Annotated in this window: 19 protein-coding genes; 14 read left to right on the forward strand and 5 right to left on the reverse strand. The window is 67.8% G+C overall.

Annotated elements, in window-relative coordinates; all coding sequences use genetic code 11:
- Positions 1 to 16: 16 nt before the first annotated feature.
- The gene (locus tag WFK61_RS09690; protein ID WP_336811322.1) at positions 17 to 1,294 is read right to left on the reverse strand and encodes an NAD(P)/FAD-dependent oxidoreductase; all 1,278 of its coding nucleotides are present in this window, start codon (positions 1,292 to 1,294) and stop codon (positions 17 to 19) included.
- A 117-nt stretch (positions 1,295 to 1,411) separates the two neighbouring features.
- On the opposite strand from WFK61_RS09690, the gene WFK61_RS09695 reads away from it, so the two are divergent.
- Positions 1,412 to 2,929 carry a M81 family metallopeptidase gene (locus tag WFK61_RS09695; protein WP_336811323.1) on the forward strand — a complete coding sequence of 506 codons (1,518 nt, stop codon included), beginning with the start codon at positions 1,412 to 1,414 and terminating at the stop codon, positions 2,927 to 2,929.
- 20 nt (positions 2,930 to 2,949) lie between these two features.
- Here WFK61_RS09695 and WFK61_RS09700 read toward each other — a convergent pair whose 3' ends face one another.
- Entirely contained in the window at positions 2,950 to 5,115 is a 2,166-nt protein-coding gene (locus WFK61_RS09700; protein WP_336811324.1) for a TRAP transporter permease, read from the reverse strand.
- Between the two features lie 121 nt (positions 5,116 to 5,236).
- A complete protein-coding gene (locus WFK61_RS09705; RefSeq protein ID WP_336811325.1) occupies positions 5,237 to 6,217 on the reverse strand; it encodes a TAXI family TRAP transporter solute-binding subunit in 981 nt (326 codons plus the stop codon).
- A gap of 262 nt (positions 6,218 to 6,479) precedes the next feature.
- On the opposite strand from WFK61_RS09705, the gene WFK61_RS09710 reads away from it, so the two are divergent.
- Positions 6,480 to 7,703 carry an MFS transporter gene (locus WFK61_RS09710; protein WP_336811326.1) on the forward strand — a complete coding sequence of 408 codons (1,224 nt, stop codon included), beginning with the start codon at positions 6,480 to 6,482 and terminating at the stop codon, positions 7,701 to 7,703.
- A 157-nt stretch (positions 7,704 to 7,860) separates the two neighbouring features.
- Here the strand turns inward: WFK61_RS09710 and WFK61_RS09715 are convergent, their stop codons facing one another.
- Positions 7,861 to 8,607: a superoxide dismutase gene (locus WFK61_RS09715; protein WP_336811327.1), complete on the reverse strand. Its 747-nt coding sequence runs from the start codon at positions 8,605 to 8,607 to the stop codon at positions 7,861 to 7,863.
- 247 nt (positions 8,608 to 8,854) lie between these two features.
- Between WFK61_RS09715 and WFK61_RS09720 the strand changes: the two genes are divergently transcribed.
- The 12 genes from WFK61_RS09720 to WFK61_RS09775 all read left to right on the forward strand — a co-directional run bounded on the left by WFK61_RS09720 (position 8,855) and on the right by WFK61_RS09775 (position 20,206).
- Positions 8,855 to 10,327, forward strand: a complete 1,473-nt coding sequence (locus tag WFK61_RS09720) for a methyl-accepting chemotaxis protein (protein ID WP_336811328.1) — start codon at positions 8,855 to 8,857, stop codon at positions 10,325 to 10,327.
- 55 nt (positions 10,328 to 10,382) lie between these two features.
- The gene (locus WFK61_RS09725; protein ID WP_293795954.1) at positions 10,383 to 10,850 is read left to right on the forward strand and encodes a response regulator; all 468 of its coding nucleotides are present in this window, start codon (positions 10,383 to 10,385) and stop codon (positions 10,848 to 10,850) included.
- Between the two features lie 304 nt (positions 10,851 to 11,154).
- Positions 11,155 to 11,436, forward strand: a complete 282-nt coding sequence (locus WFK61_RS09730; protein WP_336811329.1) for an STAS domain-containing protein — start codon at positions 11,155 to 11,157, stop codon at positions 11,434 to 11,436.
- 6 nt (positions 11,437 to 11,442) lie between these two features.
- Positions 11,443 to 11,802 carry a response regulator gene (locus tag WFK61_RS09735; RefSeq protein ID WP_047578672.1) on the forward strand — a complete coding sequence of 120 codons (360 nt, stop codon included), beginning with the start codon at positions 11,443 to 11,445 and terminating at the stop codon, positions 11,800 to 11,802.
- Positions 11,803 to 11,821: 19 nt separating this feature from the next.
- Positions 11,822 to 14,137, forward strand: a complete 2,316-nt coding sequence (locus tag WFK61_RS09740) for a chemotaxis protein CheA (RefSeq protein ID WP_336811330.1) — start codon at positions 11,822 to 11,824, stop codon at positions 14,135 to 14,137.
- Entirely contained in the window at positions 14,134 to 14,646 is a 513-nt protein-coding gene (locus WFK61_RS09745) for a chemotaxis protein CheW (RefSeq protein ID WP_293809081.1), read from the forward strand. The genes WFK61_RS09740 and WFK61_RS09745 overlap by 4 nt, the downstream gene beginning before the upstream one ends.
- 66 nt (positions 14,647 to 14,712) lie before the next feature.
- Positions 14,713 to 16,530, forward strand: a complete 1,818-nt coding sequence (locus WFK61_RS09750) for a methyl-accepting chemotaxis protein (RefSeq protein ID WP_336811331.1) — start codon at positions 14,713 to 14,715, stop codon at positions 16,528 to 16,530.
- Between the two features lie 3 nt (positions 16,531 to 16,533).
- Entirely contained in the window at positions 16,534 to 17,412 is an 879-nt protein-coding gene (locus tag WFK61_RS09755) for a CheR family methyltransferase (protein ID WP_336811332.1), read from the forward strand.
- On the forward strand, positions 17,409 to 18,002 hold the full coding sequence (locus tag WFK61_RS09760; protein ID WP_291657438.1) for a chemoreceptor glutamine deamidase CheD: 594 nt from the start codon (positions 17,409 to 17,411) through the stop codon (positions 18,000 to 18,002). The genes WFK61_RS09755 and WFK61_RS09760 overlap by 4 nt, the downstream gene beginning before the upstream one ends.
- On the forward strand, positions 18,002 to 19,114 hold the full coding sequence (cheB, locus tag WFK61_RS09765) for a chemotaxis-specific protein-glutamate methyltransferase CheB (protein ID WP_336811333.1): 1,113 nt from the start codon (positions 18,002 to 18,004) through the stop codon (positions 19,112 to 19,114). Before WFK61_RS09760 ends, cheB begins: the two co-directional genes overlap by 1 nt.
- 12 nt (positions 19,115 to 19,126) lie before the next feature.
- The gene (locus WFK61_RS09770; protein ID WP_047578914.1) at positions 19,127 to 19,513 is read left to right on the forward strand and encodes a response regulator; all 387 of its coding nucleotides are present in this window, start codon (positions 19,127 to 19,129) and stop codon (positions 19,511 to 19,513) included.
- A gap of 123 nt (positions 19,514 to 19,636) precedes the next feature.
- Complete coding sequence (locus WFK61_RS09775) at positions 19,637 to 20,206, forward strand: glutathione peroxidase (RefSeq protein WP_336811334.1); 570 nt, start codon at positions 19,637 to 19,639, stop codon at positions 20,204 to 20,206.
- Between the two features lie 165 nt (positions 20,207 to 20,371).
- Here WFK61_RS09775 and mog read toward each other — a convergent pair whose 3' ends face one another.
- Entirely contained in the window at positions 20,372 to 20,905 is a 534-nt protein-coding gene (mog, locus tag WFK61_RS09780; RefSeq protein WP_336811335.1) for a molybdopterin adenylyltransferase, read from the reverse strand.
- Positions 20,906 to 20,943: the final 38 nt, after the last annotated feature.

The raw sequence follows: 20,943 nt of genomic DNA on the forward strand, positions 1-20,943 counted from the left end.
GACCGCGATCGTCGGGTCAGGCGACACGGGCCTGAGGCAGGAAGCGCTCGGCCGCGAAGGGTGCCGGGTCGCACAGGGTCGGTGCGCCGGTCATCATCTCCGCGAGCAGTCGTCCGGTTGCCGGCCCCAGCGTGAAGCCGTGATGGGCATGGCCGAAGGCGAACCAGAGGCCGCGATGCCGGGGAGCCGCGCCGATGATCGGCAGCATGTCGGGCAGGCAGGGGCGGGCGCCACGCCAGGGCTCGGCATCGAGCCGGCGCCCCAGCGCCATGATCCGCCGTGCGATGCGCTCGGCCCGGTCGAGCTGCCAGGAATCGGAGGGCTCGTCGCGCCCGGCCAGTTCGATGCCGGTGGTCAGGCGCGCGCCGCGACGCATGGGGGTCAGCACGAAGCCGGCCTGAGCATCGCAGAGCGGATGGCGCGGCGCCGTCTCGGCGGCGCTCTCGTAATGCATGTGGTAGCCGCGCTTGAAGCCGATCGGGAAGCGATAGCCGAAGCGCTGGACGAGATCGTTCGACCAGGGACCGAGCGCGACGACCGCCTCGGGGGCCTGCCAGCTCCCGCCATCGGCGGACAATCGCCACGTCCCGTTGTCGTGCTGCAGGCTCTGCGCGTCGGCGGCTTTCAGTATGCCGCCACGTGCCACGAAGAGTGCGGCATAGGCACGGGTCACCGCACCGGGATCGCTGACGGTGACGGGGTCGCGCCAATGCACCGCGCCGGACACGCTGCCGGCAAGCAGGCCGGGCTCCAGACGGCGCAGCCCGTCCTCGTCGAGCAGGTCATAGTTGAGGCCATAGGCGGCGAGTTCGGCCGCCCCGCGGGTCGCAACATCGAAGCCTTGCCGGGTGCGGTAAAGCTCGATCCAGCCTTCGCCGCGCATCAGCGCCTCGGTCCCGGCGGCTGTCGTCCAGCGCCGATGCTCGTCGATGCAGCGCTCGATCAATGGCAGGATGGCGCGGCCGAGCCTGTCGAGCCGGCTCGGGGCGGAGTTCCACCAGTAGCGCGCGAGCCATGGCGCCATGCGCAGCAATGCTGCGGGCCGGTAGCGGACGGCGATCGAGCGGTTCGAGGCCAGGCTGACGAGCGTCGGAAGATCGCGCGGGAAGGCATAGGGCACGACGGAAGAGCGCTCGATCAGCCCGGCATTGCCGTGGCTGGTCTCGGCGCCCGGCTCGCCGCGGTCGACGAGCAGCACGCGCCGCCCGCGCTCCTGCAGGTGCAGCGCCACGCTGACGCCGATGATGCCAGCGCCGAGCACGATCACATCGGCCTGTTCAGTCGCGGTCGCCATCGTCGCTGGAATCCTCCCCACCCGCCTGGAATAGGCGCAGCGGACCCGAGCCTCAAGCGAAGCCTTTTGACAGTCCGACGGAAAAATTTCTTGATCCCCCGGAGCGCGAGAGTGCCGATGTCAGAGACGCTCCGCCAGAGGAACGCCATGAGCTTCACCGTCCTGACCGCCGAGTTCTCGCATGAGAGCAACACCTTCAGCCGCTGCCCGGCCGACTATGCCGCCTTCATCGATCGCGGCATCCAGCTCGGCGAGGACGCCATCGCCGCGCGGGGCGAGGCCAATACGCCGATCGCCGGCTTCCTCGACATCGGGCGCCCGGCCGGATGGACGGTCATCCATGCGATCAGCGCCGCCGCCCAGCCTTCCGGCCCGGTGACGCGCGATGCCTTCGAGCGGATCGCCGGCGTCATCGTCGAGGCCGCCAAGGCCCATGCCGGAAAGATCGACGGCGTGCTCCTCGGCCTGCACGGTGCCATGGTCACGGAGTTCTGCGAGGACGGCGAGGGTGAGCTGCTGGAGCGGGTGCGTGCCGTGCTCGGGCCGGATGTGCCGATCGGCATCACGCTCGATCCCCATGCCAACGTCACCCGCAAGATGACCGATCTCGCCAATATCGTCGTTTCCTACAAGACCTATCCCCATGTCGACATGCGCGAGATCGGCAAGCTCGCCGCCGGCATCCTACAGCGGACGATGCAGGGCAAGATCAGGCCGGTGACGCTGCGTGCCGAGCGGCCGATGCTGGAGGAGGCCAATAGCGGGCGCACCGATATCGGCCCAATGGTCGAGCGCATCGCCAAAGCCAGGGCCTACGAAAAGGAGGCCGGCGTCTTCGCCGTCAGCGTCAATGGCGGCTTCGGCAATGCCGATATCCATGAGGTCGGCCCGACGGTGCTCGTTACCTGCGAGGGCGACCGTGAAAAGCATCAGGCCTTCGCCGAGGCGCTGATGGAGGACATGTGGCAGCGCCGCTTCGAGAAGGTCACGAATTTCCTCTCGGTCGAGGACGCGGTCGCGGAAGCGAAGTCCCATGTCGCGACGAAGGGGCCGCTGATCATCGCGGATTACGCCGACAATCCCGGTGGGGGCGGTTATGGCGACGCGACGGGCCTGCTCAGGGGCATGATCGCGGCCGATCTCAGGCACGCCTGTTTCGGCCCGCTGGTCGATCCGGAGGTCGCGGCCGAGCTGCGCAAGGGCCAACCGGGCTCGACGGTTTCGGTTCGCCTCGGCGGCAAGGTCGATCCTGCGATCGGCGGCGGGCCGCTCGAACTCACCGGCACGCTCGTCAGCGTCAGCGATGGCAGTTATGTCGGTGACGGCCCGATGATCGGCGGGTTGCAGGCGAGCTGGGGGCCCTGTGCCGTGCTGCGCGTGGGCGATATCGAGATCCTCGTCACCACGATCCGCGCCCAGATGAACGACCTGCAGCAGTTCCGCGCTTTCGGCATCGACCCGGCCACGAAGCGCGTCGTCGGGCTGAAGTCGATGCAGCATTTCCGCGCCGCCTTCGAGCCGATCGCCGGCAAGGTGATCGTTTGCGACAGCGGGGCGCTGTGCACGCCCGATCTCAGCAAGCTGCCTTATCGCCGGGTGCGCCGGCCGCTCTATCCGCTCGACAAGGTGGCGTGAGAAGAGGTTATCGCCCCGGCTCAGGCCGGGGCGATGGCCGCCTTGCGGGCGATGACTTGCCTGAGGAAAACCGGCGCGCCGATGATGAGCCCGGCCACGATCGAATAAGGCGTGGCCAGGATCATCGGCAGGGCGGCGAGGGCAAGGACCAGCCGCTCCCACATCACCAGCGGTGCCAGGAGCCAACCGGAGAAGGCGGCCGAGAGCAGGGTGATGCTGGCGAGGCAGGCGGCGGTCGACCCGACGAACTCCATCCAGGTGAAGCCCGGCGCCATGATCAGCATGGACGGCGAGAACACGAAGACGAAGGGCACCAGCACCTTGCCGAGCGCCAGCCGGAAGGCAGTGTTGCCGGTCTTGAACGGGTCGGCGCCGGCCATGCTCGCCCCGGCATAGGCGGCGATCGCGACCGGCGGCGTGATGTCCGCGAGGACGCCGTAATAGAACACGAAGAAATGGGCGACGAGCGGGTTGACGCCGAGCATGCCGAGCGCGGGCGCCGCCACCGTCACCATGATGATGTAGTTCGCCGTGGTCGGGACGCCGCAGCCGAGCAGGATGCAGACCACACCGGTCAGCAGCAGCGTGAAGAACAGCGTTGCGCTCTTGATGTCGAAGGGCAGGAAGGGGACGAGATCGATGAGGCCCTTGGCCCATTGATCGGCAAGCGAGGTCACGATCCAGGAGATCTTGAAGCCGACGCCGGTCAGCGTCACCACGCCGACGATGATGCCGACGGTCGCCGCGGCCGCACCGACGCCGATGGCGTATTTCGCGCCGAGGACGAAGGCATCGACCATGTCGTTGACGCGGCGGCGACCCTCGGCCGAGCGCAGCAGCACGCCATGCGCCATGACGGCGAAGGCGGCGGTGACCAGCGCCGCGTTGACGCCCGGCACGCGCAGCAGTTCGGTCGGCGCGGCAACGCCGATGGCGAGCGCCAAAGCGAGCGCCGCGCCTGCCCGGTAATGCGCGAGGCCGACCAGCATGCAGCCGGTGATGCCCCAGAAGGCGGCGAGATAGGGCGTGTAGCCGGTGAAGAGCACGACGATCAGCGCGAAGAGCGGTGCGATCGTCGGCCAGTCGCGGGCGAAGACTTCGCGCAGCTTCGGTGCCTCGGCATCGGTCATGCCGCCCATGCCGGTGCGGCGGGCCTCGAAATGCACCTGCATCAGCACGCCGAAGAAATGCATGAAGGCCGGCACGATCGCGGCGATGACGATGGTCGCGTAGGGCAGGTTGAGGAACTCGACCATCAGGAAGGCGGCGGCGCCCATGATCGGCGGGGTGATCTGGCCGCCGGTCGCGGCGGTCGATTCCACGGCTGCCGCGAAGTGGCGCTGGTAGCCGAGGCGGATCATCATCGGGATGGTGAGCGAGCCGACCGTGACGGTGTTCGCCACGGAGGAGCCCGAGATCATCCCGAACAGGGCCGAGCCGAAGATCGAGACCTTGGCGGGGCCGCCGGCGAAGCGGCCGGCGACGGCCGCGGCGACGCCGAGGAAGAGGCGGCCGAGGCCGATGCGCGTCGCCAGAACGCCGAACAGCACGAAATGGAAGACATAGGTCGCGACGACGCCGAGCGCGACGCCGTAGACGCCCTGGCTGGTCAGGTAGAGATGGTTGACGAGGTTCGACCAGGTCGCGCCCGGATGCAGGAAGATGCCGGGGAACCAGTTGCCGAAGATCGCATAGACGATGGCGAAGAGCGCGATCAGCGGCAGGCCCCAGCCGATGGCGCGTCGCGTCGCCTCGATCATGAGGACGATGGTGATCGTGCCCATCGCGACGTCGAGCGGCGAGGGATTGCCGACGCGGAAGGCAAGGTCCTCGAAGATCCAGGGCACGTAAAGGCTGGCGACGGCGACCGCGACCGCGAAGACCCAGTCATAGAGCGGCACGCCGCCGGGGCGGAGCACGGTCGAGGGATAAACGGTGCCGGCCTCGCTCTTGCGCGCGGCGAAGACGAGGAAGATCAGGCCCAGCACGAAGGCGAGATGGATGCCGCGATGCGTGGTTTCGCGGAGCAGGCCGAAGCCGGCGGTGTAATAGTGGAAGGCCGACAGCGCGAGCAGCAGGCCGCCGATCAGCAGCGCGGTGCCATGCGGCACCTTGCGGAACTGCATTTCCGGATCGAGTTCTTCCTCGAGCTTGGCGAGTTCGGCGGCGGAGGGCTGATGGGCCATGCGGATCTGCCTGCGGCTATCGGCGTCAGCCGACCGGGAATAGAAGACACCGTCATTCCGGACGGGCCGCGATGGCGGCACCAATCCGGGACGACGGTGTCAGTACGGGGCGAAACCCTGCTTACTTGAGCAGGCCGGCTTCCTTGTAGAACTTCTCGGCGCCGGGATGCAGCGGCACGCCTTGCAGGCCGGAGAGCGCGGTCTCCTTGCGGATCACCTTGCCCTTGGCGTGGCCGGCATCGAGCGCGGCGCGGGCCTTGTCGCTCCACAGGCCCTTGGTCACGGCATAGACGGTGTCGGCCGAGATCTTCGAGGAGGTGACCCAGTGGGCGCCGACCGCGACGGTCTTGACAGCACCGACATCCTTGTAGGTGCCGGCCGGGATCTCGTCGGCGGCGAAGAAGGGCGATTCCTTGGCGAGCTTCTCGGCCGGGGCGCCGGTGATCGGCAGGATGTCGATGCCCGAGCCGGTCGAGGCGAGCTCGGAGATCGCCGCGGCCGGGAAGCCACCGGTGAAGAAGAAGGCATCGACCGAGCCGTCCTTCATCTTCTCGGCCGCCTGGTTCGGCTTGAGATATTCGGCGGTGATGTCCTTCTCGGTGACGCCGAAGGCGGCGAGGATCGCCTTGGCGTTGAGCAGGGTGCCGGAGCCCGGTTCGTCGAGCGAGACCTTCTTGCCCTTGAGATCGGCGACGCTCTTCACGTTCGAGGCCTTGCGGACGACGAGGTGGACGCTCTCGGGATAGAGATTGGCGATGGAGCGGAGTTCCTCGACCTTCGGCTTGCCCTCGTAGACGCCGGTGCCGGAATGGGCCCAATAGGCGACGTCGGCCTGCACGAAGCCGGACTCGGCCGCGCCGCCGACGATGGCGTTGACATTGGCGACCGAGCCGTTGCTGGCGACGGCGGTCGCGACGAGCTGCGGCGGGGCGGAGATCGCGTTCGCGATCAGGCCGCCGATCGGATAATAGGTGCCGGCCGTGCCGCCGGTGCCGATGCGGAAGAAGGCCGGAGCCTGGGCGACGGCGATGCCGGCCGCCACAGCCAGGGCGCCGAGCGCGAGGCCGGCAACGGCAAATTTCGAACGAAGACGCAGAGACATTCAGTCAACCTCCCGTGAAAGGGGGCAATCTCGGCAGGATCGGGCGCGGGATCAATCGGAAATTCGGCGCAGTCGGCGCGATCAACAGCGATATGGCCGAATCCGACGGCTTCCGGGACGCGAAACGCATTCCGGCATGCAGTGGGGGCATTGCCGTGGTGCCGGCTCATGAAATTGTGCCCGTGCCGGTGATCCTCTAGAGCCTTCGACCGCGTCACGAGGCGGGAATCGGCCTGCCGGGGACGCCACGGGACCTCCCGAGATGACCGCCAGCGCGCCGACTGCCTCCCTGCCGCAACGGGCCATGATGCCGGTGCTGATCGCACTCAGCGTGACGCATCTGCTCAACGATATGATCCAGTCGCTGATCCCGGCGATCTACCCGATCATCAAGGAGGCCTACCGGCTCGATTTCGGCCAGATCGGCCTGATCACGCTGACCTTCCAGGTCTCGGCCTCACTGCTGCAGCCGGCGGTCGGGCTCTACACCGACAAGCACCCGATGCCCTATTCGATGGTGGTCGGGATGGGTTTCACGCTCTCGGGGCTGATCGGCCTCGCCTATGCCGGCAGCTACGGCTTCCTGCTGCTCTCGGCGGCCTGCGTCGGCATCGGCTCCTCGATCTTCCATCCCGAGGCGACGCGGATGGCGCGTAACGCGTCCGGCGGCCAGCATGGTCTGGCGCAGGGCATCTTCCAGGTCGGCGGACAGACGGGCGGGGCGCTCGGGCCGCTGCTTGCTGCCTTCATCATCGTGCCGCGCGGGCAGGGCAGCCTCGCCTGGTTCTCGGTCGCGGCGCTCGTCGCGATGATGTTGATGGTCTGGACCGCTGCGAGCTATGCAAGGCTCGACAAGGCGCGGCCGCCGAAGGTGGCAGCGGCGAGCGCGCCGGCAGCCCGGCCGGGCAAGCGCTCGGTCGCCTTCGCGATCACGATCCTGATCATCCTGCTGTTCTCGAAGAACGCCTATTCGGCGAGCTTCTCCTCGTTCTACACCTTCTACCTGATGGGCAAGTTCGGCATCTCGATCCAGAACTCGCAGGTGATGCTGTTCCTGTTCCTCGCCTCCTCGGCGGTCGGTGCGCTGGGCGGCGGCATGCTGGGCGACCGGATCGGCCGCAACAAGATCATCTGGTTCTCGATCCTGGGCGCGCTGCCCTTCACGCTGATCCTGCCCTATGCCGACCTGTTTTGGACCGGCGTGCTGACGATCGTGATCAACCTGATCATGTCGAGCGCCTTCGCCGCGATCCTGATCTATGCGCTGGAGCTTTTGCCGGGCCGCGTCGGGCTGGTCGGCGGCTTCTTCTACGGGCTGTCTTTCGGCCTCGGCGGCCTCGCGGCGGCGCTGCTCGGCGAGTTCGCCGACCATCTCGGCATCGAGATGGTCTACAAGATCTGCTCGTTCATCCCGCTGATGGGCTTGCTCGCCTGGTTCCTGCCCCGCCTCAGTGAGGGCACGAAGGGCGCCAAGGTCGGGCATTAGGCCCGGGCTATCACCACTGGAACCACGCGGTCATCCCGGGCTTGACCCGGGATCCATTCCGGAGTGCTTCCGAAGAAGGTTCAGGCATGGATCCCGGATCTCCGCTTCGCTGCGTCCGGGATGACACGCGTTTTCTGGAGACAGTTGTCGGAGAGTTTCAGAGCGCCAGCTTGCCGGCCTTGGCGGCGGCGTAGCGCTCGTTGACCTTCTTCCAGTCGACCACGTTCCACCAGCCCTTGAGGTAGTCGGCGCGGCGGTTCTGGTACTTCAGATAATAGGCGTGTTCCCAGACGTCGTTGCCGAGCAGGACCATCTGCTTGTCCATGATCGGGCTGTCCTGATTGGGCTTGCCGAGCAGAGCGAGCTTGCCGGCCTTGTCCACGGTGACGAAGACCCAGCCGGAGCCGAAGACGCGCAGGCCCGCCGCCTCGAAATCGGCCTTGAACTTGTCGAAGCCGCCGAGATCGCGAGTGATCGCCTCGGCAACCTCGCCGGTCGGCGCGCCGCCGGCGCCCGGCGCCATGATCTCCCAGAACATGCTGTGATTGGCATGGCCGCCGCCATTGTTGCGGACGAGAGTGCGGATGCTGTCCGGGAGCTGGCCGAGATCGGCGATGAGCTCCCCGACCGAGGCCTTGGCGATGACGCCATTGTCCTTGGCGGCATTGTTCAGGGCGGTGACATAGGCCGCGTGGTGCCGGTTGTAGTGGATGTCCATCGTGGCTGCGTCGATATGCGGTTCGAGCGCATTGGCCTCATAGGCGCGCTTCGGCAGTGAGAACGGGCCGCTGGGCGCTGCGGGAGCGGCGGCCTGAGCCCAGACCCGCGGCGCGGCGGCGAGGGCAAGCGCGGCGGCGCCCAGGCCGATGAGGTCACGGCGGGAAACGGCGGAAACTGCGGTCATGGGAATCCTCCGGAAAGCGTTCGGGCGAGTTGGCTTCTGGCTCAACGCGCGTCTCCCCTCGCGGGTCCGCCGTCGATCGCCGCAGCTATAGCACGGCCGCGCATCGCGGTTGACCCAAGGGCAATATCACAATTCCGACGTGCATAAGGAGCGTGGTAAATCACCCGAACGGGCTCTTAACCGGCGATTTACCGCGTTTCTCTACGGTTCCGAGAGAAATCCTCCCGGGTTGAAGGGGCGTCCCGCCATGCATGCACTGGCTCGCAAGCTCGATCTGCCCGTTGGCGCGGCCGCGCCGGCCAATGGCGACGAGCCCGCAGGGACAGGCGCCGAGCGCGCGGTGCGCGAGATCGCCGCCCGTTTCGGCAAGCTCAGCGCGGAGATCACCGATATCTCCGGGCGCGTCGGCGATGTGACGCAGCAGTTCGACAAGCAGACGGCCGGCCTGCGCCGGGTGGTTGGCGCTGTCGAGCAGGTGTCGCAGGCCAACAACGCGATCCGGCAGGCAGCCGAGGGCGCGCAGGCGGCTGCTTCCGGCGTCCGCACCGGGCTCGAACGCGTGACGACCTCGGTCCGGCTCGGCCTCAATGCGGCGCAGGCGGATATCGCGACCCTGTCGCAGGAAGCCCAGTCGATGTCGCAGATCCTGGCGCAGGCCGTCGGCGACGCGCACAAGGCGCGGGCGTCGAGCGACGCGATCCAGTCGATCACCCGCGAGATCCAACTCCTGTCGATCAATGCCGGCGTCGAGGCGGCGCGCAGCGGCGAAGCCGGCAAGGGCTTCGCCGTCATCGCCGCTGCCGTGAAGGCATTGGCGGAACAGACGCGTGAGGCGACGGCGGCGAGCGCAGCCCAGCTCGACCTGCTGGTGAAGTCCGTCGACGCGGTCGCCCGCCGCAGCCAGGAGAATGCCCAGACGGCGCAGCGCGCCCAGGCGGGCAGCCAGACCATCTCGCAGCAGATCGGCGAGTTCGACAGCTTCGGCCGCTCGGTTGTCGAGCTGATCGGCGAGATCGAGGCGGTGTCGCGGCCGACGCGGGAGAACGCGGATGCCTGCGCCAAGGCGGGGCAGGATCTTGCCGCGCTTGTCGCCGGCGTCGATGCCTCAACGGACAATCTCCAGCAGGCCGGCCAGCGCACCGAGGCGCTGGTCGCGATCAGCGAGGGCATCCTCGGCTCGATCGCGGCATCCGGCGTGCGCACCGCCCAGTCGGAGCTGATCGCGACCGTGATGCAGACGGCCGGCACGATCGGCGGGATGTTCGAGGCGGCGCTCGAGCGCGGCGAGCTCACGTTGGCCGATCTGTTCGACGAGGCCTATCGGCCGATCCCGGGCTCGGACCCGGTCCAGCACATGACGCGCTTCGTGGCGCTGACCGACCGGCTGCTCCCGCCCTTGCAGGAAGAGCTTCTGACCTCGAATGGGCGGATCGTGTTCTGCGCCGCGGTGGACCGCAACGGCTTCCTGCCGACGCATAACCGCAAATATGCGCAAGCCCAGGGTAGCGATCCCGTCTGGAACAACGCCAATTGCCGCAACCGGCGCATCTTCGACGATCGGACCGGGCTCGCCGCGGCGCGCAACCGCAAGCCGTTCCTGCTGCAGAGCTACCGGCGCGACATGGGCGGCGGGCAGTTCCTGGTGATGGAAGACCTGTCCGCGCCGATCATGGTGAAGGGGCGGCACTGGGGCGCCTTCCGGTTCGGGCTCAAGGTCTAGCCGTCGAGTGTGCGTAACCTGTCGAGTTGAGTAAGCGAGTTCCTGAGTCAGCGCCATGCATATAGCGCCTTCCTTCCCGAACCTTTCGGTGCTGCTCATCGATCCGAGCCCGCATTACCGCCGGATCGTGCGCACCATGCTGTACCAGGCACAGCTCAACCGCATCTTCGAGGCGTCGGACCTGTCCTCGGCAGCCTCGACCTTCATTCAGAAGCAGCCGAACATCGTCATCCTCGACTGGGACATGCCGGAGGGGAACAGCGTCAAGTGCCTCGCGGCGATCCGCTCGTTCAAGACCTCGCCTTTCGCCAAGGCGCCGGTGCTGGTGATGATGGAGAGGCCGGACCGGCGCTCGGTCGTCCAGGCGGCGAAGCTCGGCGCGCATGAGATCGTCACCAAGCCGATTTCGCCGAACAATCTCTGGCTTCATCTCTCCGGCGTTATCAACATGCCCCGGAAATACCGTGAGGCTGAGGGCAAGATCACGCTGGTGCCGCGCGCGATCAGCAACGCCATCTTCTGACGGCTGCCCCAAGGTTCTCCCAAGCGAAGTCCAGTCGCCTCGGCGCCAATCGCCGCGTGCGCCCCGCTGCCAGAAATGCCCGATGATCATGCCGGATCTCTCGCCTGAAGCGCGATAGCGGCGCCGCCGATCTCGTCGGGGGCGGCCGGTCGAGCCGCTCCACAACGCTGCCTTGGCGGGCGACAACCTCAGGTAGGCCGCGCCTGCCGCGAAAACGCCAAGAGTATTGATGCGGCTGAACATATTTAGCGAAGTTTTTACCAGTTTGACGCGATGCTCCAGGCGCAATCCTGGGTCGCTCTTCATGGTCATCACCGTCTCGCTTCCCCCTTTCCTCGGCCGGACCGAGGCCGCGACGTTCCGCAACCAATTGTTGGTGGCGCTGGAACAGCGGGAAAGTATCGCCGTCGAATGCGCCGAGGCCGGGCCGCTGCCCAGCCTCTGGATCCAGCTTCTCCACTCCGCAGCCACCAGCGCCGCCGCGCGGGGGCTTTCGGTCACGCTCAAGGCGGCTTCCGAGGAATGCCGCGAATCCTTGCGGGCGATCGGCTTCCATGCCGCTCACAGCGCTCTCGTTCTGGAGTGATCAGGTATGAAAATCCTGGCGATCGACGATACCAAGACCCTGCTCAGCCTGCTCAGCCTGACGCTCCGCAATGCCGGCCATGAAGTGGCGGAGGCCGAGAACGGCGAGGACGGACTGAACAAGTTCGACCAGTTCCGCCCCGATCTCGTGATCACCGACCTCAACATGCCGATCATGGACGGCATCGAGTTCACGCGCGCCTGCCGCTCGCGCCCCGCCGGGCAGAACACGCCGATCATCGTGCTGACCACGGAGAACGGCGCCGAGATCAAGGCCGAGGGCCGCCGTGCCGGCGCCAGCGCCTGGATGGTCAAGCCTTTCGAACCCAACACGCTGCTCGGCCTCGTCGCGCGCTATCAGAACTGAAGGTCGGCCGATGGATCCGTTGGCAGAACTCAAGCAGACCTTCTTCCAGGAATGCGAGGAACTCCTTGGCGCGCTGGAGCTGAAGCTCCAGGCTCTCGACGAGGGTTCCACCGATCCTGAGGACGTCAATGCCGCCTTCCGCGCCATTCACTCGATCAAGGGTGGCGCGGGCGCTTTCGGCTGCACGGAGCTGGTCGGCTTCGCGCATGTCTTCGAGGCTTCGCTCGACCATCTGAGGTCCGGCCGCGTCGCCATCGAGGACGCGCCGTTCACGCTGTTCCTGCGTTGCGCCGACGCCGTCGCCGATCTGGTCTCGGCCGCGCGCAACGACGAGCCCGCGACCGAGCGTCCGGACCTGCTGGCCGCGCTCGAGCAGGTCGGCAAGGAGCCGCAGGCCGCCGCCGCGCCGCCGCCGCCGGCTCCCGCCGCGCCCGCTCCGGAACCGGTCGCGCCCGCCGCCAACAACGATGCGCCCATCGGCATCGCCGCACTCGGCAACCTGCTCGCCATGGTCGAGGCGAAGACCGCGGCTCCCGCAGCCGCAGCCTCCGATGACGGCTGGGACGACGAGCCCGTCGCCGCGCCTGCGCCGGCATCGAACAAGCCCGGCCGCGACGTGCATCTGCGCATCATGCCGGAGCCGGACCTGTTCCGCCGCGTGATCGAGCCGCGCGTCGTGCTGGGCTCGCTGCCGGCCGACGACATCGTTTCGATCCGCTGCGATCTGAGCCAGGTGCCGCCGCTCGAAAGCCTCGATGTCAGCGATTGCTGGATGCGCTTCGACGTGGACCTGCGCACCGAGCTCACCGTCGAGGACCTGCACGGCCGTTTCGATTTCAGCCTCGCGAACGAGGAATTCGAGATCAACTTCCCGGAGCCGGCCGCGATCGAAGCTCCGCAGGTCGCCGAGGCACCGGCTGCCGAACCGGAAGTCTCGAACTCCGTCGCCGCCGATCTCTCCGCGATTCTCGCCAAGCTCGGCGCCGCGCCGGAAGCAGCGAGCGAGCCCGATATCCAGCCGGTCGCTGCGCCGGCCCCGGTTGCCGTGGCCGCCCCGGTCGCCGCAGCCGAGCCGGTCGTCGCCCGCGCGGCGCCGCGTGCCCCGGCAGCTCCCGACAATTCGGCGCGCCAGCGCCAGGCCGTCAGCGTCCGAGTCGATCTCGACCGCATCGACAAGCTGATGAACCTCGTCGGCGAGATCGTCATCACGCAGTCCATGCTGGTCGAATGCGTCCGTTCGCTGCCCTATGACGTCCACGCCAAGACCGCAGAGGGCATGCTGACCCTGTCGCGCCAGACGCGCGAATTGCAGGACCATGTCATGGCGGTCCGCGCGCAGCCGGTGAAGGCCGTGTTCCAGCGCATGCCGCGCCTGGTCCGCGAACTGGCGCAGACGCTGGGCAAGGAAGTGCGCCTGGTGCTGGAAGGCGAGAACACCGAGGTCGACAAGACGATCATCGAGGAACTTGCCGATCCGCTGACCCACATGATCCGCAACTCGATGGATCACGGGCTGGAGACGCCGGACGAGCGCGTCGCTGCGGGCAAGTCGCGCGAGGGCACGATCAAGCTGATCGCCGAGCATCGCGCCGGCCGCATCGTCATCTCCGTCACCGATGACGGGCGCGGCATCGGCCGCGACCGGCTCCTGGCCAAGGCGCGTTCGCGCGGCCTCGTCGGCGCCGACGAGAAGCTCGCGCCGGAGGAGATCGACCAGCTCATCTTCGCCGCCGGCCTGTCGACGGCGGAGGTCATCAGCGACGTGTCTGGCCGCGGCGTCGGCATGGACGTCGTGCGCCGCAATGTCGAGTCGCTCGGCGGACGCATCTCGGTCGATTCCGAGCCGGGCCGGGGCTGCAAGTTCACGCTCGCCCTGCCGCTGACGCTCGCCGTGCTGGAGGGCATGGTGATCCGCTGCGGCGACGACCGCTACGTCATCCCGATCGCCTCGGTGATCGAGACGCAGCATCTCGCCTCGACCCCGATCGAGCGCCTGCCCTTCGGCCAGGAAGTCCTGCGCTGGCGCGGCGAGGTCACCCCGCTCTATCGGCTGGGCGACGTGATGGGCTCGATGGGCACGACCAACGAGAACATCGTGATCATCGCCGAGAACGAGCGCGGCAACAATGTCGGCATCGCCGTCGATGAGATCGTCGGCCAGCAGCAGGTCGTCGTGAAGAGCCTCGAGGCGAATTACGGCGCGGTCAACGGCGCCTCGGCGGCGACGATCCTCGGCGACGGCCTGGTCGCCCTGATCCTGGATATCGACTCGATGCTACGGCTTGCCGCGTCCGGCAGCCGAACCCCTCAATCTGACCTCAAGATGGCTGGATGACCATGACCCTCCAACTCGGCGAAAAGCACTTCTCGTCTGCACAGCCGGAAGCGGCTGCGCGCCGGATCGTGACCTTCAAGGTCGGCGACCGCACCTTCGGCATCGATGTCGGCATGGTCCGCGAGATCAAGGGCTGGCAGGCGACGACGCCGCTGCCGCATGCGGCCCCGCATGTGCGCGGCGTGCTCAACCTGCGCGGCGTCATCCTCGCGGTCTACGACCTGCGCACCGCGATCGGGCTCGGCGCCACCGATGCCACCGCGACCCATGTCATCGTGGTCGTCGATGTCGAGGACAAGACCGCCGGCCTGCTGGTCGACTCGGTCTCCGACATCGTCGACGTGCCGGTCACCGCGGTTCGCCCGGCTCCGGACCTAGAGCGCGACGAGCACGGCCTGATCGAAGGCCTCGTCCTGCTCGACACCGATATCGTCGCGCTGCTCGACCTTGCGGCGGTGATCCGCGATGGCGGCGCCGAGGCCCAGATCAAGACCAGCCGGGCCGCCTGACCATTTTGAGACCAGCCCGAGCGTAGCGTTCAATAAGCGGGCGAGAACAAGAAACGATCGAACCTTATGGGCAGCGCGCTCGGCCCCCTCTCACGTCTCTCGGTCAGCCAGCCGCTGCTCGCCGCCGGTTCGGCGGCGCTCGCCGGCAGCTTGGCATCCTACGCCGCTTCCGCCGGCGCGCCCGTCCTGGGCGCGGCCGCGGTTGCGACCGTCGCCCTGTTCGGTGGACTTGCGGCCTGGGGCGCGACACGCCCGCTCGCGCGCAGCGCGGCCGCCGCGGCCCGTCTGGCCGAAGGCGGCGACGTCACATTTCCCAACCTGTCCGGATCAGGCGAGGGGGCCGATCTGTCGCGCGCGCTCGCCGTCATCCATGAGCAGGGCCAGGAAGCCGAGCGGCTGCGCGCGGCGCTCGACCATGGCCGCGCCAGTGTCATGCTCTGCGATCCCGCCGGCCGCGTTGTCTATGTCAGCAAGGCGCTGCTGCGCTTCTTCGGCGAGGCGCAGGAGGATTTCCGCGCCGCCTTTCCGGGCTGTTCTGCCAAGGACATGCTGGGCCGCGTCATGGAGCGCGTGCAGGGCGAGCATCAGCCGCTCAGCGGACAGCCGGTGCGCCTGACGCTCGGCCGCCGCACGATCTGCCTGACCCTGACCGCGATGATGCGTGCCGACGGACGCAGCTTCGGCACTGCCGTGGAATGGCGTGAGATGACCGGGGACCTCAAGCTCGCCGGTGAAATCGTGACGCTCGTCGAGGCGGCCGAGGCCGGCGACTTTTCCCGCCGCCTGTCGTCGGAAGGACAGCCGCTGCCGCTCGGCCATGCGGTCAAGGGCCTGAACCGGATCAACGCGCTGCTCGAGGGCACGTTCGACCAGATGGCCGATGCCGTCTCCGGGATGGCAGAGGGCGATCTGAACCGCCGCGTCCCGGTGACCCATCAGGGCAGCCTCGGTCAGCTTCAGGACAGCCTCAACGAGACGCTCGAACGGTTTGGAGCGACATTCGAGACGATCCGGGCGACCGCCGGCCGGGTTTCGCAGGCCGCGGCCGAGGTCGATGCTGCGACCACGGAACTTGCGGCCGGTGCCGGGCGCGCTGCCGCCGATCTCGGCGAGGCTTCCGCCGCTGCCGAACAGGTCGCCGCTTCGGTCGGGCGCAGCAGCAGCCGCACCCGCGAGGCCGGTGAACTGGCCGGCGAGACGATGAGCGTCGCCCAGCAGGGGCAGGGCGTCGTCACCCGCGCGATCGGCGCGATCGAGCGGATCGAAAGCTCGTCGCTGAAGATTTCCGAGATCGTCGGCGTGATCGACGAGATCGCCTTCCAGACCAATCTGCTGGCGCTCAACGCCGCCGTCGAGGCGGCGCGTGCGGGCGATGCGGGCAAGGGCTTTGCCGTGGTCGCGTCCGAAGTGCGCTCGCTGGCGCAGCGCTCGGCGCAGGCCGCCAAGGACATCAAGCGGCTGATCGCCTCGTCGAATGGGCAGGTCGCTGAGGGCGTCGGCTTCGTCCGCGAGACCGGCACGGCGCTGGAGCGCATCGTCGCTGCGGCCGGCAAGGTGTCCGCGACAGTCTCGGAGATTGCCACGGCCACGGCCGAGCAGGCCGGAGGCGCCGGCGAGATGGGCCGCAGCGTCGCCAAGATGGACAAGGGCGTCAGGCAGAACAGCGACCTCGCCGAACGCAGCGCCGAAGCTGCGGCCGAGCTCGCCGATCAGGCAGCCGCGCTGCACGCCCATATCGAGGCGCTCGGCGGCCACCACAGCTTGCAAGGCGCTCCGGTTCCGGCCCGGCGCGGCGTCGCGCCCGCGGCGGCCCCGCTGCCCTCCCGGGTCGTGCAGCAGACACAGCATCGTCGCGTCGCCGCAGGCGGCCGGATGGGGATTTGAGTGATGAACAGACCTGCCTCGTCCAATCCCTTTGCGGCGGCCCAGCCTGCGATGGCCGACGTCACCCTGACCCGCGACGACATGAAGTTCATCGCGACGCTGGTCTATGAGCAGGCCGGTATCGTCATCCGCGAGCACAAGGAAGCGATGACGCGCGGCCGTCTGGCGCGGCGCGTCAAGGCGCTCGGCATGAATTCGGTTGCGGAATATTGCGCCTTCCTCAAGACGCCGCAGGCGGCGGGCGAGTTGCCCGAGCTGATCAATGCGGTGACGACCAACCACACCGCCTTCTTCCGCGAACGCCACCATTTCGACCATCTGCGCAAGGACGTGATGCCGCGGCTCCTGCAGGAGCGTTCGGGCCGGCGTGGCCGCATCCGGATCTGGTCGGCCGCCTGCTCGTCCGGCGAGGAGCCCTATTCGATCGCCGCTTCCTGCCGTGACGTGGTGGGGCCGCGCAGCGATCTCGACTTCAAGATCCTGGCGACCGACATCGACACCGACATCCTGACCCGGGCCGAAGCCGGCATCTATCCGGCGGAGCTGTTCGAGCGCCTGCCGTCCGACGTGAAGCCGATGCTCAAGCTCGAAGGCGGAGCCGGGCGGGGCGAGGCCCGGATCAGCGAGGAGCTGCGCCGGATGATCGCGTTCAAGCGACTGAACCTGATCGAGAAATGGCCGATGGGCGGCCCCTTCGACGTGATCTTCTGCCGCAACGTCTTCATCTATTTCGACACGCAGACCAAGGCCTCGATCCTCGACCGTTTCGTGACGCTGCTGGCGCCGGGCGGCTTCCTCTATCTCGGGCACTCGGAATCGCTGCCGCAACCGCACCCGAACCTGCGCCTGATCGGCCGCACCATCTACGAGAGGACTGCATGAGCGTCTCCCGGTCCTCCCGCCGCTATTTCGACCCGCGCTTCCAGGCGACGATCATCACCGTCGCGCCGGGCGAGCACGAGATCACCTCCGCCAAGGACGAGATCGTCGCGACCGTGCTCGGCTCCTGCGTTTCGGTGTGCATGCGCGATCCCGTCGCCGGTGTCGGCGGCCTCAACCATTTCCTGCTGCCGAAGAACAATGGCGGCTCGGATGCCAGCGCGGGCGAGCGCTATGGCGACACCGCCATGGAAGTGCTGATCAACGACCTGTTGAAGCGCGGCGCCAAGAGGAGCAATTTCGAGGCGAAGGTCTTCGGCGGGGCGCGCGTGCTTTCGGGCGCCACGATGCTTGCGATCGGCGACGGCAATATCGCCTTCGTCAACGAGTTCCTGAAGGTCGAGGGCATCCCGGTGGTGTCGCGGGATGTCGGCGGCACGCGTTCGCGGCGCATCCATTACCAGCCCTCGACGGGCCGGGCCTGGGTGCAGCATGTCCAGCCCACCGCGCGCGACAGCGGCCACGAGCAGGAAATCGCCTATCTCAACCGGCTCAAGACGCAGCCGGTGGCCGGTGAAGTGGAGGTCTGGTGATGGTTGTCGCGACGTCTTCCGCCGCTCCGGTCAAGGTCCTCGTCGTCGACGATTCCGTGCTGATGCAGAAGCTGATGACGCAGATCATCAATTCCGCGCCGGGCTTCGAGGTGATCGGCATCGCCGGCAGCGCCGAGGAAGGCTGGGACGCCATCCAGGAACTCCGCCCGGACGTGGTGACGCTCGATCTCGAACTGCCAGGTCGGCACGGCCTGAAGCTGCTGGCGCGCGTACTGAAGCAGGATCCGCTGCCGGTGCTGATCGTCTCGGCCTTCGGCGGGCCGGGCGCCGACAACACCATCCAGGCGCTGGAGCTCGGCGCGATCGACTTCATCGAGAAGCCGGATGGCACGACCCATACGCTCGACGGTTTCATGAAACATCTCGTCGCGGCGCTGCAGCGCGCCGCGGCCAGCCGCAAGATGATCGCCGCCGCCCGGCAGATGACGCAGATGGCCGCCGCCGCGCCGGCCCGTCCGGCCGCGCCCGCGCCGTCGCGGGAGCCGGCGCGCAGCGGCAAGACCTCGCTGATCGCGATCGGCGCCTCGACCGGTGGCGTGCCGGCCGTGCAGACGGTGATGCGCGATCTCGCCCATCTCAGGCTGCCGATCGTCGTCGTGCAGCACATGCCGCCGGGCTATACGGCGAAGTTCGCGGCGCGGCTTGCGACCGCGACGGGCCTCGATGTGCGTGAAGCCGCCGACGGTGATAAGCTGCGTCCCGGCATGGCCGTGGTGGCGCCGGGTGGGCCGCGGCATCTCGAGATCGAGGAGCGCCGCGGCGAGTTCGTCTGCGTGCTGCGCGAGGGGCCGCTGGTCAGCGGTCATTCGCCGTCCGTCGACGTGATGTTCCACTCCGTGGCACGCAGCGTCGGCAGCCATGCGGTCGGCATCCTGCTCACCGGCATGGGGCGCGACGGTGCAGACGGTTTGTTAGCCATGCGCAAAGCCGGCGCCGAGACGTTAATCCAAAGCGGGGAGACCTGCGTGGTAAACGGGATGCCGAAAGCGGCCTTCGAGATCGGAGCCGCCGACAGGGTCGTCCCGCTCAACCAGATCGGTGGAGCAGTCGGGCAGCTGGTCGGCGAGCGGCCGAATCTACGCACCGCGTAAGGAGCAAAAGTTATGTCAAAGGCCAGAAGCGAATACCGCATCCTGGTGGTCGACGACCAGAAGAGCATGCGCGGCCTGGCGACCTATTTCCTCAAGCAGATCGAATTCCAGGACATCGACGAGGCGGAGAACGCCCGCGAGGCCCTGATGAAGATGCAGACCAAGCGCTACGATCTGCTGCTGCTCGACTGGAACATGGACGGCATGAGCGGCATCGACCTCCTGCGCGCCATCCGCTCGGTGCCGGAGCTCAACCAGATCAAGATCATCATGGCGACCTCCGAGCGCTCGGTCGACAAGATGGACGAGGCGACCAGCAACGGCGCCGACCATTACGTCGTGAAGCCCTACGAATTGCGCGACCTCGAAGTGCGCGTGAAGAAGGTCCTCGCCTGCTGAGTGCTGGCAGTCGAGGCCTGCCGGTCTCGCCATCGTGAAGCGAAGCCCCGCGCCGGCCGGCTGCGGGGCTTTTTGCTTTGGGGCATGATGCTGCCCGTTCGGCTGTCGAACCGGAGAGAAGCCATGCTGCCGTCGCGCCGCCAGATCGTCGCCGGGATCGCCGGAGCGGCTGCTGTGGGTTTCGCTTCGCGTGAAGCTGCGGCGCAGGCCCTGACGGGCGCCCACGCCTTCGGCTTCGACAAGCCGGGCGGCGGGCGCATGCCGCTTGCCGATTATCGCGGCCGGCCGATCCTCGTCGTCAACACGGCGACGCGGTGCGGCTATGCCGGGCAGATGGCGACGCTGGAACAGCTTTGGCAGCGCTATCAGGCGCGCGGGCTGATGCTCGTCGCCGTGCCGAGCAATGATTTCGGCGGGCAGGAGCCGCTCGAAGGCGCGGCGATCGCCGAGGCCGCCCGCCAGAGCCATGGCGCGACCTACGCCTTCGTCGAGAAGACCGTGGTGCGCGGGCCGGAGGCGCATCCGTTCTATCGCTGGGCCGCTTCGGAGAAGCCGGCCGACACGCCGCGCTGGAACTTCCACAAATACCTGATCGGCCGGGATGGCGCGCTGCTCGGCGGCTTTCCGTCCGGGACGGACCCGCTCTCGCCGCAACTGGTGCAGGCGATCGGGCGGGAGCTGGCGGCCGGCTGAGCTTCCTTCGCCTTCGCGAAAAAAAACGCGGGTCATCCCGGACGGAGCGAAGCGGAGATCCGGGATCCATGCCTGAACCTTTATCGGATGCGCTCCGGAATGGATCCCGGGTCTCCCTCCGGTCGCCCGGGATGACCCGCGCTTCTTACTCTGACGGAAGCTATCTCACTTCTTCGGCCGGAACGCCGCGATCACTGCCGGGTCAGTTTCGAGCCAGGGCCCTTCGATCAGGTCGATGCAATAGGGGATGGCGGGCATCACCGCGTCCAGGCATTCGGCGATGGCACGGGGGCGGCCGGGCAGGTTGACGATCAGCGACTTGCCGCGGATGCCCGCGGTCTGGCGCGAGAGGATCGCGGTCGGCACCTTGGCGAGGCTCACCTGCCGCATCAATTCGCCGAAGCCGGGCATCGGCTTCTCGACGACGTCCTCGGTCGCCTCCGGCGTGACGTCGCGCGGGGCCGGGCCGGTGCCGCCCGTCGTGACGATCAGGCAGCAGCCTTCCTTGTCGGCGAGATCGCGCAGCGTCGCGGCGATCACGGCGCGATCGTCGGGAATGATCCGCGCGACCGGCTCCCAGGGCGAGGTCAGGACCTTCCTGAAATAGGCATCGATCGCCGGCCCGCCCTCATCCGCGTAGATGCCGGCCGAGGCGCGGTCCGAGACCGTGACGATTCCAATCCGGGCGGTCGCGCTCATCGGGGCCTCCAGCAAAGCGCTCCTGCTCTATCGGCCGG

Source organism: Allobosea sp. MMO-172, from assembly GCF_037147855.1.
Lineage (GTDB): Bacteria > Pseudomonadota > Alphaproteobacteria > Rhizobiales > Beijerinckiaceae > Allobosea.